This is a genomic window from Roseateles sp. GW821-FHT09G03 (genome assembly GCF_059416045.1).
Window position 1 is genome coordinate 1 of record NZ_JBWKOK010000003.1, and the last position, 14,554, is coordinate 14,554.

The following is a 14,554-nucleotide window of genomic DNA, read 5'->3' on the forward strand; positions in this document are numbered from 1 at the left end:
AGGAGCATCTTCAGCGACATCTGCTTGTGGGCGACGCCGGCCCGGCAACGCAGCAGCTCACGTAACTCCTCCGCCATGGCAGGAGGCGGACTCCACGGTCTGAGCAACCGATGGTGCTCAGCCAGGTAGTGGGCGATCACGCAGGCATCTTTGCGATCGGTCTTGCCACGACAGCCCAGAGAACGGGCATAGAAGAAGACATCCTGCGCGTTCAACACGAATGTCCGATGGCCCCTGGCCTGGGCCAGGGTCACCAGAAGGCGGTGATAGCGCCCAGTCGATTCAACCGCAATGAGCGCTTCTACCGGCTGCGACTCCAGCCACGCCGAGATGGCCGCGGCGTCGTTGGTCAGGTCATGAACCGCCTTCGAGCCTTCGACCGCGCATGACAACGACGCCTTGGAGACGTCGACCCCAATGAATATCAGCGACTCTTGCATGGCTACTCCTTCCAGCGGGAAGATCCTGGTGCTGGGGGTGGGAGAGCCACCTTCCACGTTCGCTTGCGTTCAGATCGGCGGTCGACGGTCTGCGGCCGTCGCCGCACAGTTCCTCATCGACGTTTGAAGGTGGAGCGGGAGATCACTCAGAACTGAAGGTCCACGCTCGTGGCCGTACTCGGAGCGAGTCTCTCCGCCCCAGCAACCCCACCATTGAAGCCCCGTTGGGCCGGCGCTTCAACCATACAAGGGCAGCGAGCCGGAGGCGAGCGGACCGAGTTGGGCGCCCCTCGCGAAGTCCGAGTCGCCGGGGGTGGTCATGCCACCGGCGCTCGGTCCTCCGCACCGAGCGCCGTTGGAAACTCCTCCGTAACTCGTGGAAACTGTTCCGATGTCGTTTTAGCGGCTCATAATCGACCGCTGTAACTAAATTTCAGACAGAGACAAAGACATGTCCCGAGCCACCAAGATCGTCGCCACCCTCGGTCCCGCATCGTCCTCCCCGGAGGTGCTGGAGCGGATGATCCAGGCCGGCGTCGATGTGGTGCGGTTGAACTTCTCGCACGGCAAGGCGCAGGACCACATCGACCGCGCCCGCATGGTGCGCGAAGTCGCCGCCCGCGCCGGCCGGCAGGTCGCCATCATGGCCGACCTGCAGGGCCCGAAGATCCGCGTCGGCAAGTTCGAGAACGGCAAGATCGAGCTGGTGAACGGCACGCCCTTCGTGCTCGACGCCGACCGCACCGAACCCGGCAACGAACTGGTCGTGGGCCTGGACTACAAGGAGCTGCCGCGCGACGTGAAGCCCGGCGACACGCTGCTGCTCAACGACGGTCTGCTGGTGCTGACGGTCGAGGCGGTGCGCGGCTCGCAGGTGCACACCATCGTCAAGCAGGGCGGCGAGCTGTCCAACAACAAGGGCATCAACAAGCAGGGCGGCGGACTGACCGCGCCCGCGCTGACCGGCAAGGACATGGAGGACATCAAGACCGCGATGTCCTTCCAGTGCGAATACCTGGCCGTGAGCTTCCCCAAGAACGCCACCGACATGGAAATGGCGCGTCAGCTGGCCAACGTCGCCGGCGAGCCCTTCCGCCACAAGCCGGGGATGATCGCCAAGATCGAGCGCTATGAGGCGATCCCGCACCTGGAGGCGATCCTGAAGGCCTCCGACGGCATCATGGTCGCCCGCGGCGACCTGGCCGTGGAAGTCGGCAACGCCGCCGTGCCCGCGCTGCAGAAGCGCATGATCAAGATGGCGCTGGAGCTCGACAAGGTCTGCATCACCGCGACGCAGATGATGGAGTCGATGATCGTGAATCCGGTGCCGACCCGCGCCGAGGTCTCCGACGTCGCCAACGCCGTGCTCGACGGCACCGACGCCGTGATGCTGAGCGCCGAGACCGCCGCCGGCCGCTTCCCGGTCGAGACCATCCAGCAGATGGCCGCGATCGCGCTGGAGGCGGAGAACGCCGAGTTCGTGACGCTGGACACCGACTTCGCCAACCGCCAGTTCGGCCGCATCGACCAATCGATCGCGATGGGCGCGCTGTTCACCGCGCACCACCTGGGCTGCAAGGCGATCGTGGCGCTGACGGAGTCCGGCTCCACCGCGCTGTGGATGAGCCGCCACCGCATCCACGTGCCGATCTACGCGCTGACCTCGCAGGTGCTGACGCATCGCAAGATGGCGCTGTACCGCAACGTCACGCCGCTGCTGATGCCCAACTTCAACGACCGCGACGAGGCGCTCAAGGCCGCCGAGGATCTGCTGATCGAACGCGGCGTGCTGATGCCGGGCGACACCTACGCGATCACCTGCGGCGAGCCGATGGGCTACCCGGGCGGCACCAACATGCTGAAGGTCTGCCGGGTCGCCTGACGAGTCGGCCGACACCCGGAGCCGCTCCGTGACACCGCTGCGCCGCCGCGATCTGCTGATCGGGGGCTTCGGTGCCGCGGCGACGGCGGGCACTGTGCTCGCGCAAGGCGAGGCCGGCATCGATGCCGCGCCCGGCGCCGCCGCGGACGGCCGGGAACCGGTCCGGCTCGCGATCAGCGAGCAGACCCACAAACCCTTCGTCCTGCCGCTGCTGAAGCAGATCGCCGAGGCCGCCGACCTGCAGTGGGAACTGCTGCTGCTGCCCTGGCCGCGCGCGCTGCTGGGCGCGCAGCTCGGCCAGCACCTGGTCTTCGGGCTGTCGCGCAGCCCCGCGCGGGACAAGCTGTTCGCCTACAGCCAGCCGGCCTTCGTGAGCCGCGGCTGGCTGGTCGTGCCGAAGGCGAAACCGATCCGCTTCGACAAGCTCGAGGACCTGCGCGGCCGCGCGCTGTGCGTGTCGCGCGGCTCGACCTACGGAGCCGCGTTCGAGGAGGCCCGGCACCAGCAGCTGTTCCGCGTCGAAAGCGGCGGCAACGACCTCGGTGCCCGTGCGCGCATGCTGGCGGTGGGGCGCTGCGACGCGATGGTCGCGACCCATCGCGGCAGCGCCGCTGCGCTGGAGCGGCGCCTGCGCGCGCTTCGCGGCGGGACGCCGTTCCAGGTGCTGCCCAAGCCGGTGGTGGAAGAGGGCATCGTGTTCGGCGCCGCGAGGGGCAGCGAGCCCGCCGCGCTGCTGCCGCGCCTGGACGAGGCGATCGCGCGCAGCCGCGCCGCGATCCAGGCACTGGTCGACAGCGACCTCTGACCTCAGGCGTTGCGCGCCGCCTGCACCAGCGCGGCGATGCGCGGCGTCATGTTCAGGGGCACGAGTTCCACTTCCTGGTGCGCCCGCGCGAAGACACGGAACAGCTCATCCGCGAACGCGTGGCCGACATCGGTGACCCCGTCGAAGTCCACCTCCGCCCGCTTGAACTGCGGCAGCCGCGCCGCGACGCGACGCGCCTGCGCGCGCGAGTCCAGCATCTGCCCCGCCACGACCACCAGGTTCAGCATCACCCGCGTCTGGTCGAAGGCGATGCCGGTGCCGTCGACGCTCCACTGCTCCAGCACCTGCTCGAGCGTGCGGGTGCTGTCCAGCGACATCGCCATGTAGATCGAGCTGCCCTGGCGCGGCAGGCCCTTGCCGTCCTTCCACGCGTTGCCTTCCCAGGCGCGGCGCTGGAACGCCTTGCCGTTGGCGTGGATGTCGAAGACGTCCGCCAGCTGCGAGCTGAAGAACAGCCCGCGGCCGGTGTGCGCCTGCGGCTGCGTCGTCAGCCGGCCCTTGCTGAGCTCCAGCATCGCGTGGCGCGCGTCGGTCAGCTCGTAGGTGTCGCGGATCTTGTCGAAGACGCCGCAGCCGTCGTCCGACACCAGCAGCTGCGCGTGCGTCGGCGTCTGGCGCAGCGACACGGTGACGCTGGTGCCGCCGCTGTGGTCGATGGCGTTGTTCACCAGTTCGGTGAAGCCGTGCTGGATCATCCGCGCGACATGGCGCGGCAGCGCGAAGTGGGGCGCGTAGTCGCGCTGCCAGACCACGTCCTCCATCAGCCCGTGCAGCGTGTAGCTGCGCGCCACCTGCCGCAGCGCCCCCGGTCCGAAGACCGGCCGGCGCGTCGTGCCGGAGCGCGTCAGCCAGTGGGCGTCGACCAGCCGGCGCAGCGCGTTCAGCGTGGCGCGGTGGCTGGCCCCGGTGCGCTCCTCGACGAAGGCGGGGAGGTCGAGCGAGTGCTCGTTGGCGGCGGCGGTGATCCAGAGCGTGAGCTGATCGATCGCGAGGCGGGTCATGAAATTCCTGGAAGCGGCGGTCGCGCGGGCGGTCCTCGCCACCGGCGGCGGGACAAGGCACGGCGCTTGCTCCGACGGGGCGGGACGCCCGGGCGAGAGCCTACCGGCCGCTTCCGCCGCCGCGCAAGCGCACAGACCCCTGTCCGGGGGGAGCGCGCTTGCGCGGATGCGGTGTGCGCCCGCCGTGACCGTCCGGACGGCCTTCGGCGGAAGCTCCTGGATGGCCTGGAAAGACGAGCTGGTATGGCACCAGTTCGGGGGGAGCCCCAGGTTGGTTACAGGCCCCGTCATGGGGGCTCGCTAGAATCCCGGACAGTTACGGCGCGGTTACGGCGAGGCTTTGGCGTCGCCCCGCGGCCCAGGATTTTTCACTATCTCGGAGAACTCTCATGGCACTCGTCTCGATGCGCCAGCTGCTGGATCACGCGGCTGAACAGGGCTACGGCATTCCCGCGTTCAACGTCAACAACCTGGAGCAGGTGCAGGCCGTGATGGCCGCCGCCGACGAGGTCGGCGCGCCCGTGATCCTGCAGGCCAGCGCCGGCGCCCGCAAGTACGCCGGCGAGGCCTTCATCAAGCACCTGATCCAGGCGGCCGTCGAGGCCTACCCGCACATCCCGCTGGTCATGCACCAGGACCACGGCACCAGCCCGAAGGTCTGCGAAGGGGCGATCAACCTGGGCTTCGGCTCGGTGATGATGGACGGCTCGCTGATGGACGACGGCAAGACGCCCGCGAGCTTCGACTACAACATGGACGTGACCCGCCGCGTCGTCGAGATGGCGCACAAGGTCGGCGTCACCGTCGAGGGCGAGCTGGGCTGCCTGGGCAACCTGGAAACCGGCGACGCGGGCGAGGAAGACGGCATCGGCGCCGACGTCAAGCTGGACCACAGCCAGATGCTGACCGATCCGGAAGAGGCCGCCGTCTTCGTGAAGGCGACGCAGTTGGACGCGCTGGCCATCGCCATCGGCACCAGCCACGGCGCCTACAAGTTCTCTCGCAAGCCCACGGGCGACATCCTGGCGATCTCGCGGGTCAAGGAGATCCACAAGCGCATCCCCAACACCCACCTGGTGATGCACGGCTCGTCGAGCGTGCCGCAGGAACTGCTGGCCATCATCAACCAGTACGGCGGCCAGATGAAGGAGACCTTCGGCGTGCCCGTCGAGGAGATCCAGGAAGCGATCAAGCACGGCGTGCGCAAGATCAACATCGACACCGACATCCGCCTGGCGATGACCGGTGCGGTGCGCAAGTTCCTGTTCGAGAACCCGGACAAGTTCGACGCCCGCGAATGGCTGAAGCCGGCCCGTGAAGCCGCCAAGCTGGTCTGCAAGGCGCGTTACCTGGAGTTCGGCTGCGAAGGCCAGGCCCCGAAGATCAAGCCGCGCAGCCTGGTCGACGTGGCCGCCGCGTACGAGCGTGGTGAGCTGGCGCAAGTCGTCCAGTAAGCGCGAACTGAAACGAAACGGACCGGCCTCGCGCCGGTCCTTTCACATCCGCCCCACCTCGTCGAATCCGTCATGGCGCATGCGTTCACCTACGGCACGCTGATGTGGCCGGACATCATGGCCCGCGTCTGCGGCCCGGACGCTGGCCCCTTCGCCCCGCCGGTCGCGGCCACGCTCGCGGACCACGCGCGCCATCCGGTGCACGGTCATGACTACCCCGGAATGATTCCGGCGACCGGTCAGCATGTCGTCGGCAGGCTCTACCTCGACGTGCCCGCAGCGGCATGGGAGCGGCTGGACCGCTTCGAGGGCGACGACTACGAACGCCACGAAGTGCTGGTGACGCTGGCCGACGGCAACTGGCAGCGGGCCTGGACCTACCTGTTCAAGCCGGACGCCGCGCCGCGGCTCGATGAAGGCGATTGGGACGAGGCGCGCTTCGAGCGCGAAGGCAAGGCGCGCTTCGTGTCGCGCTACGTCGGCTTCACCTCGATCTGAGGCGTCCTGAAGCGGATCGACGGGTCGCCGGCGTCGGCGGGGTTTATTGAGCCGCCTCTAGAATCCCGGCTTTGCCGTTCCGTCCGACCGCACACCCATGACCGCCGCCCTGCACACCTCGTCGATCACCTCCCTTCCTCTCATCGCACGCGGCAAGGTGCGCGAGAACTACGCGGTCGGCGAGGACCGCATCCTGATGATCGCGTCGGACCGCATCTCGGCCTTCGACGTCATCATGAGCGAGCCCATCCCGGGCAAGGGCGCGCTGCTGACGAAGATGGCGCTCTTCTGGTTCGACAAGCTGGACGGCATCGTCCCCAACCACCTGACCGGCGACGATCCGCTGTCGGTGGTGACGGAGGCGGAGAAGGCCCAGGTCCGCGACCGCGCGATGCTGGTCAAGCGCCTGAAGCCCTTGCCCATCGAGGCGGTGGTGCGCGGTTACCTGGCCGGCAGCGGCTGGTCCGAGTACAAGGCCAGCGGCAAGGTCTGCGGCGTCGAGCTGCCCGCCGGCCTGCAGAACGCGAGCAAGCTGCCGCAGCCGATCTTCACGCCCGCGACCAAGGCGGAGATGGGCGACCACGACGAGAACATCGACTTCGAGCGCTGCGCGCAGATCATCGGCCGCGACCTGGCGGAGCGCGTGCGCGACATCGCGATCCAGCTCTACCAGCGCGCCGCGGACATCGCGCTGACCAAGGGCATCATCATCGCGGACACCAAGTTCGAGTTCGGCCTTGACGCCGACGGCACCCTGACGCTGATGGACGAGGTGCTGACGCCCGATTCCTCGCGCTACTGGCCGGCGGAGAGCTACGCCGTCGGCAGCAACCCGCCGAGCTACGACAAGCAGTTCCTGCGCGACTGGCTGGAGCAGGCGACCGTGGACGGCCAGCCCTGGGGCAAGGTCGCGCCGCCGCCGGCGCTGCCCGAGGACGTGATCGTCAACACGTCCGCGAAGTACCAGGAAGCGCTCGATCGGCTGACACGCTGAGGCCGGCATGCAAGACGCCTCAGCCCCGCCTTCCGCCGCCGCGGCCTCGCCGGTGATCAAGTCCCGGCTGATGAAGCAGCTGGACAAGGACATCGCCGCCGCGACCTCGCCGACGGCGTCGGCGGCGGCGCGGGCCAAGCGCGCCATGCTGCTGGCGCGGCACGGCGCGGTGGCCGAGGCGCGCGAAGCGCTGACGGCGCTGCACCAGCTGTCCTTCCAGCATCCGCATCCGGAGATCGGGGCCTGGCTGCACATGGCCGAAGGCCTGATGAGCTACTACAACGGCTTCGTCGCGCAGCAGGCCTGGGATCGCATCCTGCGCGCGCACGCGATCGCCGGCACCGGACCGGCGCTCATCGAGGTGCGCGTGCTGGCATCGGCGTGGCTCGCGCAGCTGGCCTTCATCCGGCACGACCCGGTGGCGATGGTCGAGCACGCGAAACGCTGCCTCGACGAGGCGCCGCCCGAGCACAACGTGGCGCTGGCCCGCGTCGCGATCACGCTGGGCCTGGCCTGGCACTATGCCGGCGACACCGCGTCCGCGCAGCGCTGGTACATCCGCGCGCGCCGGCACGCGTCGGTGGAGGGCGACGACGCCTCGCTGTCGGCGCTGATGTTCAACATGGCCGGCATGCGCGCCTCGCAATTGCGGCGCGAGAGCCTGTCGGGCCAGTCGTGGCGCGGGTCCGAGCTGATGCTCTCGGTGGACTCGGTGCACCACTTCGACGAGGCCGTCGGCGCGCAGATGATGACCGAGCTGACGCCGGTGCTGCGCGCGCAGGTGCTGACGATGCAGGGCGGCTTCGACGAGGCCAGACGCCTCTACGAGGAGCACCTGCCGCAGGCGATGTCGCTGGGGCTGGAGCGGCTGGGCAGCAGCCTGTTGTCGGACCTGGCCTGGTGCCGGGCCAACCTCGGCCAGCACGAGCACGCGCTGCACCAGGCGCGCGAGGCCGAGATCGAGCTCGATCCCGAATGCGAGCTCGACGACCGCGCGATCACGCACAGCCGGCTGGCGCAGACCTTCCAGCTGCTCGGCGAGACGGCGGATGCGGATCGGCACCAGGCGCTGGCCGACGAGGCCTGGCGGCAGTTCTTCGAGCAGCAGCAGCAATGGCGCGAGCTGCTCGCGGGCGGCGAACTGCAGGCCTGAAACCTTCTTGCACCCTCTCCCGCTTGCGGGAGAGGGTGGGGGTGAGGGCCAGCGGCCTCGGCAGTCAGAGGACGTCAGCGCTTCGGCACGAAGCGCTTCGCGATGAAGCGCCAGATCATGGCTGTCGCGTCCGGCCCGGCCGGATCGCTGAACGGCTCTTTCGCCGCGCCACCGCTCCATGCATGCGCGAGGCCGTCGATCTCGACGAGCGACACCGCCACCGTGCTGCCGCGCTTGAAGTCGACGATCGTCATCGGCAGCCGCTTGCCGCGCTGCACCCGGCGGTCGTGCACCGTGGCCGCGCCGGCGGCGAGCGCCCATTGGCGGGCGGCCTCGAACGCATTGGCGGCCGCCACGACGCGGTCCTCGTTGCCTTGGATGACGAGGAGCGGCGGCCACGCCGTGCCGCCTTCAACGGCCGCGGTTCCCGCTCGCCCGCGCATCGCGCGCAATGCGTTCGTCGCCGAGCTCGCCAGCCCCGGCGGCACGCCCGAGTGCATCGCGATGGCGCTGAAGCGCTCCGGATGCATCGTCGCCAGCAACGCCGCCATGCCCGCGCCGGCGGAGAGCCCCACGAGCGCCACGCGCTCGCGATCGGCGCCGTGGAGCAGGCAGACCTGATCGATCGCCGCGAGGATCAGCGCGGCCTCGCCCTGCGCGCGGCCGGACTCGGTGTCGAACCAGTTCCAGCAGCGCTGCGGATTGGCGAGCCGGCTCTGCTCCGGATACAGCACCAGGAAGCGCTCGCGCGCGGCGAGGCGGTTCATCCGCGTGCTGCGCGCAAAGCCGGCGGGATCCTGCCCGCAACCATGCAGCATCACGATCAGCGGCGGGCGTTCCCCCGGCGTCAGTCCCATGGGCCGGAAGAGCCGGAAGCGCCGCATCCCGGCGCGCCCGGTCGCCAGCCCGGAGAGCCAGTCGCCGAGACCGGGCGACGGATGGGGCGGCGTCTTCTTCAGGCCGGGCACCGCGTCCTGCGTGGCGCTGCGGGCGGCCTTCGTCGCGGCGCGCATGACCTGACCCGTCACGGCGCGCAGGCCCTTGTTCCAGGCCTTGCGGAGGGCGGCAGTGGACGAGCGTTTCGGCATCGGCGATCCATCGAGGGGCTGCGGTATTCTGCGGCCGCGGCGCATGGGCCGCGGCTTCAAACATGACGACGTGAGCGCGACGACCCTCGACTTCCTGACTGCGCTGGGCATAGACGCGCAGGCCACCGAACGCGACGTGCGCCGCGCCTACGCCCGGCAATTGAAGTCGATCGACCACGAGACCGACGTCGACGCCTTTCACGCGTTGCGCGAGGACTATCTTGCGGCGCTGCAATGGATCGTCGAACGCGATCGGCAAGGCGTGCGGCAAGACCCGGAACCGCGACGCGACATCGACGTCGCGAACACCGCCAGCGTTCCCTCCGCCGGGACCCCGCAGGCCGATGTCATCGATGCCATCGAGGCAAGCGACGATCCGGGCCAGGCGGTGTTCGACGAATTCAATGCGAAGCTGGCCACGGAGATCGACAGCGAGAAGGCGGCCGAAGCGGCGCTGACCGTCGCGCTATCGGATCCGCGGCTGTCGAGCATCGACGCGCCGGCCCATTTCGAAGCCCGGGTGGCCGTCCTGCTCGCCAACGGCTGGCAGCCCGGGCATCAGTTCCTGTTCCTGCCGGCGATCCGTGTCTTCGGCTGGAAGGCGGACTTCCGTCGACTGGAAGCGCTGGGGCCGCTCGGTGAGTTCGTGCAGGCGGCGATCCTGCAGCGGGACTTCTTCTTCACCCTCGACAACAAGGTCTTCGACGTCTACGCCGAACTGATCCAGCGGCTGCGCGATGACCAGGATCCGACCCGGCGGCGTCTGACCGAGGACATGCCGAAGCTGCGCATCCTCAGGTCGCAGTTCCCCGAGTGGCTGCAGATGGTGACGTCGATGCGGAACGTGGAGCGCTGGGATGAGCTGTTCGAGCAGTTGCCCGGGTCGAAGCGGCGGCCGAGCGATGGCAGTCCGATTGCCAGCCTGCAGGCGCCGACGAAGCAGCAAAGGCGAAAACGCGCGTGGGCCGGCTGGGTCTGGCTCTTCATGCTGAGTCTGCCCATGTTGAAGAGCTGCATCGATGACCTGACGCGTTAACGGGCTTCGCACGCCGATTGCCGCGTTGGCGGGCATGATCGCTCCCATGTCACCGACCCGCTGGTCCCTCGAGGACCTGGACCTGTCCCGCATCGCGCCTGAGCGCGTGCGCGAGCACGATGCGCTCTTCCTCCTGGTCTGCAGCGCCTCGTTCATCGAGAGCGGCAGCGACATGTACACGCGCAACCTCATCGAGCATTTCGCGGACGATGCCGAGGTCGCCGCCTGGCTGCGCGATCACTGGGAGCCGGAGGAGCTCCAGCACGGCGCCGCGTTGAAGGCCTATGTGCGCCACGTGTGGCCGGGCTTCGACTGGGAGACGGCCTACGCCGGCTTCTTCGACGAATACGCGCGCCTGTGCACGATGGACGAGCTGGAGCCCACGCGCGGCCAGGAGATGGTGGCGCGCTGCATCGTCGAGATGGGCACGACGACCTACTACCAGGCCTTGCACGAGGCCACCGAAGAGCCGGTGCTGCGCGACCTGTTCTGGCGCATCCGCTGCGACGAGGTGCAGCACTACAAGAACTTCTTCGCCTTCTTCCGCAAGTACCGCGAGATCGAGGGGCTGCATCGCGGGCAGGTGCTCGCCGCGCTGGTGCGTCGCGCACTGGAACTGCGCAAGGAAGACGCCTCGATCGCATTGAGGCATGCGGTCAACGGGCGCCTGCGCACGGGTGCTGCCGATGGTGGTCCCGCTCCTATCGCCAACGCCGAGCAACCGACGAAGGACGCCATCCAGCTCGTCAGTTCGAATCTGCCGATGGACCTTGCGGTGCGCATGATGCTGAAGCCGCTGCTGCTGCGTCCCGGCGTGCAACGTGTCGTCGAGCGTCCGCTCGCGGCGATCGGCCGCCGCGTCCTGCTGACGTGATACTCAGACGCGCAGCTGCTCCACCGCCAGATCGATGAACGCGCGCACCTTGCGCGACGCGCGCAGGCCTTGATGTTGGAGCGCCTGCACCGGCACGGCCGGTGGCGCGTACTTCGCGAGCACTTCCACCAGCTCCCCGGACGCGAGCTGCGCCTCCACCATGTACGACAGCACGCGCGTGATCCCGAGCCCTTCGCTCGCTGCCACGATCGCGTGGTCGTTGCTGTTGGTGGCCAGTCGCGCCCGCACGGGCACCGCGACGGTCGCGGCGTCAACACCTGACCCCTCGCGGAACTTCCACTCCGCCCCCGGCTCCACGCCGAGCGCCGCGATCAGCGTGTGCTTCTCCAGATCCTTCGGCTGCTTCGGCGTCCCGTGCCGCTTGAGATACGCCGGCGACGCGACCACCACGCGCCGCACCGTCGCGAGCGGCGTCGCATGGAAGGACGCATCGGGCAGGTCGCCGATGCGGATAGCGACGTCGATGTCCTCGTTGAGCAGGTTGACGTTGCGATCGATGAAGCGGCATTCGACTTCCGTCTCCGGATAGCGCTTCAGATATTCGAGCACCACCTCGTTGAGCTTGAGCCGCCCGTACATCACCGACGCGCTGACGACGAGCTTCCCGCGCACCGCGCCGTGCGAGCCGCTCGCCGCCTGCTCGATGTCCTGCAGCTCGCCGAGCACCCGGCGGCAGTCCTGCGCGTAGCGCTCGCCGACCTCGGTGACCTTGACCACGCGCGTCGTCCGCACCAGCAGGCGCACGTTCATCGCGGCCTCCAGCTCGCTCACCGCGCGCGTGACGACCGGCGCGGACACGCCGAGCCGTCGCGCCGCCGCGGAGAAACCGCCGTCCTGGACGACGGCCACGAAGATCGCCATGGCATCGAGCTTGTCCATATCTTTCCTGATCCTGGAAGAGTCATTTTCCCGCCGCGCCGATTCTCTCCGCAGGGCATGAAGGCCACCATGCGTTCACCTTCAACCCACCCGGAGCCCTCTCATGAGCCGCATCAATGTCGTCGAATCGTCCACCGCCACGCCCGAGCAGAAGGCCCTGCTGGACGCGATCCAGGGCCAGCTCGGCATGGTCCCCAACTTCCTCAAGGTGTTCGCCAACTCGACCACCGCGCTGCAGGCCTTCCTCGGCCTGTACGGCGTCGCCAACGGCGGCAGCCTCGACCCGCTGGACCGCGAGCGCATCGCGCTGGCGCTGGCCCAGCAGAACGGCTGCCAGTACTGCGTCTCGGCGCACACGGCGATCGGCCGCAAGACGGGGCTGTCCACCGAAGAGATCGCCGCCGCCCGCGCCGGCACCAGCGACGACGACACCTCGGCTGCGATCCTCAAGTTCGCACAGAGCCTGATGGAGAAGCGCGGCGAGATCTCCGCGCTGGAGTTGACGCAGGTCCGCGCGGCCGGCGTCGACGAGGCGCAGATCGTCGAGATCATCACGCACGTCGGCATGAACTTCCTGACCAACATCCTGGGCAAGGCCAGCCTGGTCGAGATCGACTTCCCGAGCGTGAAGCTCGAGCTGCCGGCGACGGCGTAAGCCGCGCCGCCCACGGGGAACGTCAGCCGCCGCCTCCTCATCGTCATCGTTATTGCCATCGCCACCGGGAGCTCATCATGGGACGCGCCTATTCCGACATCACCTTCACGCCGACGGTCCGCGAGGTCCAGTCGGAGATGGGCAGTCGCGAGCAGTACGCGTTCCTCGACACGATGAGCGACCGGGGCGACGTGCTGACGCCGCGCGAGTCGCAGTTCATCGCCGAGGCCGATCATTTCTTCCAGGCCACCGTCAGCGAGACCGGCTGGCCGTACGTGCAGCATCGAGGCGGCCCGAAGGGTTTCCTCAAGGTGCTGGACGCGCGGACGATCGGCTTCGCGGACTTCCGCGGCAACGTGCAGTACCTGAGCGTCGGCAACCTGCGCAAGGACGACCGGATCTCGATGATCGTCGTCGACTATCCGAATCGCCGCCGGCTGAAGCTGCTGGGCCGCGTGGAGCTGGTCGAGGCGGGCGACAGCGCGCAAGGCGACGCGGCGATCGCCGCCGTGAGCGATCCGGCCTACGGCGCGACGGTCGAGCGCGCCTTCCTCATCCGCATCGAGGGCTGGGACTGGAACTGCCCGCAGCACATCACGCCGCGCTTCACGGAAGCCGAGGTCGCGACGCTGATGGCGCCGCTGCGCGCGCAGGTGCAGAAGCTGAAGACGCAGTTGAGCGAGGCCAAGTCGGTCATCGCCGCGAGCGCTTCGGACGCCTCGGGAGCCGCTGGCGCGGCTGCGGCTTCCGCGGCATCGGCGGGACCGCTGGTGCTCGGCGACGGTCCGCTCCCGATGACAGTCGCTGGCGTGCGTCAACTGACGCCGTCTGTCCGCGCCTATGAGCTGCGGTCCGCCGACGGCTCGCCGCTGCCGGCGGTCGTCGCGGGTGCTCACCTCGACGTGCCGGTGCGGCTGGCCGACGGCACGGCGTCGACACGCAGCTACTCGATCTCGTCCAGCCCGCATCGCACCGATGCCTACGAGATCGCCGTGCTGCAGGAATCCGAAGGAAAGGGCGGCTCGATGGCCGTGTATCAGGACTTCGCCCTCGGTGTGCGCTTGAACTGCGGGCTGCCGGGCAACGCATTCGCCTTGATGGATGCGCCACACAAGGCAGTGCTGATCGCTGGCGGCATCGGCATCACGCCGATCAAGGCGATGGCGCATGCGCTCGTCGCGCGGGGAGAGGCGTTCGAGCTGCACTACGCGGTCCGCTCCCGCACGCAGGCGGCGTTTCTCGGCGAGCTGATCGATGCCTTCGGCGAACGCGTGCTGGTGCATGCGAAGGACGCGGGCGACCGTCTCGATGTCCCGGCGCTGATGCGTGGCCTCGGCGAGTCCGACCACGTCTATGTCTGCGGACCGGGCCGGCTGATCGACGCCGTCATCGCCGATGCCGTCGCCGCGGGCATTCCCTCCGCGCGCGTGCACTTCGAGAAGTTCAGCGTCGACACCGCCAAGCCCGAGGACCGCGCGTTCGTCGTGCACCTGGTGCGCAGCGGCAAGGACATCGTCGTGCCCGCCAACCGGTCGATCCTGGAGGCGGCGGAGGCGCAGGGCGTGCGCGTCCCGGCGTCCTGCCGCATCGGGAACTGCGGCACCTGTGCGACGCGTGTCATCGCCGGCACGCCGGAGCATCGCGACGAGGTGCTCACCGACGCGCAGAAGACGGCGCAGCAACTGATGTGCGTCTGCGTGTCGCGGACCGCGGGCGAGGCGCTGACGCTCGACCTCTGATTCCGCTGATACCT

At 68.8% G+C, this 14,554-nt stretch carries 14 protein-coding genes; 10 read left to right on the plus strand and 4 right to left on the minus strand.

Annotated elements, in window-relative coordinates:
• A partial coding sequence (locus tag AC07OZ_RS12230; RefSeq protein WP_495467381.1) for an IS110 family transposase occupies positions 1-440 on the minus strand: 440 nt, incomplete at its 3' end.
• Positions 441-891: 451 nt separating this feature from the next.
• Between AC07OZ_RS12230 and pyk the strand changes: the two genes are divergently transcribed.
• Both pyk and AC07OZ_RS12240 read left to right on the plus strand, forming a co-directional pair.
• The gene (gene pyk / locus AC07OZ_RS12235) at positions 892-2,322 is read left to right on the plus strand and encodes a pyruvate kinase (RefSeq protein ID WP_495467382.1); all 1,431 of its coding nucleotides are present in this window, start codon (positions 892-894) and stop codon (positions 2,320-2,322) included.
• Between the two features lie 28 nt (positions 2,323-2,350).
• Positions 2,351-3,127: a substrate-binding periplasmic protein gene (locus tag AC07OZ_RS12240; protein WP_495467383.1), complete on the plus strand. Its 777-nt coding sequence runs from the start codon at positions 2,351-2,353 to the stop codon at positions 3,125-3,127.
• Positions 3,128-3,129: 2 nt separating this feature from the next.
• Here AC07OZ_RS12240 and AC07OZ_RS12245 read toward each other — a convergent pair whose 3' ends face one another.
• Complete coding sequence (locus AC07OZ_RS12245) at positions 3,130-4,149, minus strand: ATP-binding protein (RefSeq protein ID WP_495467384.1); 1,020 nt, start codon at positions 4,147-4,149, stop codon at positions 3,130-3,132.
• Positions 4,150-4,538: 389 nt separating this feature from the next.
• Between AC07OZ_RS12245 and fba the strand changes: the two genes are divergently transcribed.
• From fba to AC07OZ_RS12265, 4 genes are all read left to right on the plus strand, one after another.
• The gene (gene fba / locus AC07OZ_RS12250) at positions 4,539-5,603 is read left to right on the plus strand and encodes a class II fructose-bisphosphate aldolase (RefSeq protein WP_495467385.1); all 1,065 of its coding nucleotides are present in this window, start codon (positions 4,539-4,541) and stop codon (positions 5,601-5,603) included.
• A 72-nt stretch (positions 5,604-5,675) separates the two neighbouring features.
• On the plus strand, positions 5,676-6,101 hold the full coding sequence (locus AC07OZ_RS12255) for a gamma-glutamylcyclotransferase family protein (protein WP_495467386.1): 426 nt from the start codon (positions 5,676-5,678) through the stop codon (positions 6,099-6,101).
• 97 nt (positions 6,102-6,198) lie between these two features.
• Positions 6,199-7,095, plus strand: a complete 897-nt coding sequence (locus AC07OZ_RS12260; protein WP_495467387.1) for a phosphoribosylaminoimidazolesuccinocarboxamide synthase — start codon at positions 6,199-6,201, stop codon at positions 7,093-7,095.
• A gap of 7 nt (positions 7,096-7,102) precedes the next feature.
• The gene (locus tag AC07OZ_RS12265; protein ID WP_495467388.1) at positions 7,103-8,248 is read left to right on the plus strand and encodes a hypothetical protein; all 1,146 of its coding nucleotides are present in this window, start codon (positions 7,103-7,105) and stop codon (positions 8,246-8,248) included.
• 74 nt (positions 8,249-8,322) lie between these two features.
• On the opposite strand, the gene AC07OZ_RS12270 is transcribed toward AC07OZ_RS12265, so the two are convergent.
• On the minus strand, positions 8,323-9,336 hold the full coding sequence (locus AC07OZ_RS12270) for an extracellular catalytic domain type 1 short-chain-length polyhydroxyalkanoate depolymerase (protein ID WP_495467389.1): 1,014 nt from the start codon (positions 9,334-9,336) through the stop codon (positions 8,323-8,325).
• Between the two features lie 70 nt (positions 9,337-9,406).
• Here AC07OZ_RS12270 and AC07OZ_RS12275 point away from each other — a divergent pair, with 70 nt between their 5' ends.
• Complete coding sequence (locus AC07OZ_RS12275) at positions 9,407-10,372, plus strand: hypothetical protein (RefSeq protein ID WP_495467390.1); 966 nt, start codon at positions 9,407-9,409, stop codon at positions 10,370-10,372.
• A 46-nt stretch (positions 10,373-10,418) separates the two neighbouring features.
• The gene (locus AC07OZ_RS12280) at positions 10,419-11,246 is read left to right on the plus strand and encodes a ferritin-like domain-containing protein (protein ID WP_495467391.1); all 828 of its coding nucleotides are present in this window, start codon (positions 10,419-10,421) and stop codon (positions 11,244-11,246) included.
• Between the two features lie 3 nt (positions 11,247-11,249).
• On the opposite strand, the gene AC07OZ_RS12285 is transcribed toward AC07OZ_RS12280, so the two are convergent.
• Positions 11,250-12,146: a LysR family transcriptional regulator gene (locus tag AC07OZ_RS12285; RefSeq protein WP_495467392.1), complete on the minus strand. Its 897-nt coding sequence runs from the start codon at positions 12,144-12,146 to the stop codon at positions 11,250-11,252.
• A 103-nt stretch (positions 12,147-12,249) separates the two neighbouring features.
• On the opposite strand from AC07OZ_RS12285, the gene AC07OZ_RS12290 reads away from it, so the two are divergent.
• Positions 12,250-12,801, plus strand: a complete 552-nt coding sequence (locus tag AC07OZ_RS12290; RefSeq protein ID WP_495467393.1) for a carboxymuconolactone decarboxylase family protein — start codon at positions 12,250-12,252, stop codon at positions 12,799-12,801.
• Between the two features lie 77 nt (positions 12,802-12,878).
• A complete protein-coding gene (locus AC07OZ_RS12295; protein WP_495467394.1) occupies positions 12,879-14,540 on the plus strand; it encodes a 2Fe-2S iron-sulfur cluster-binding protein in 1,662 nt (553 codons plus the stop codon).
• Positions 14,541-14,554 lie beyond the last annotated feature (14 nt).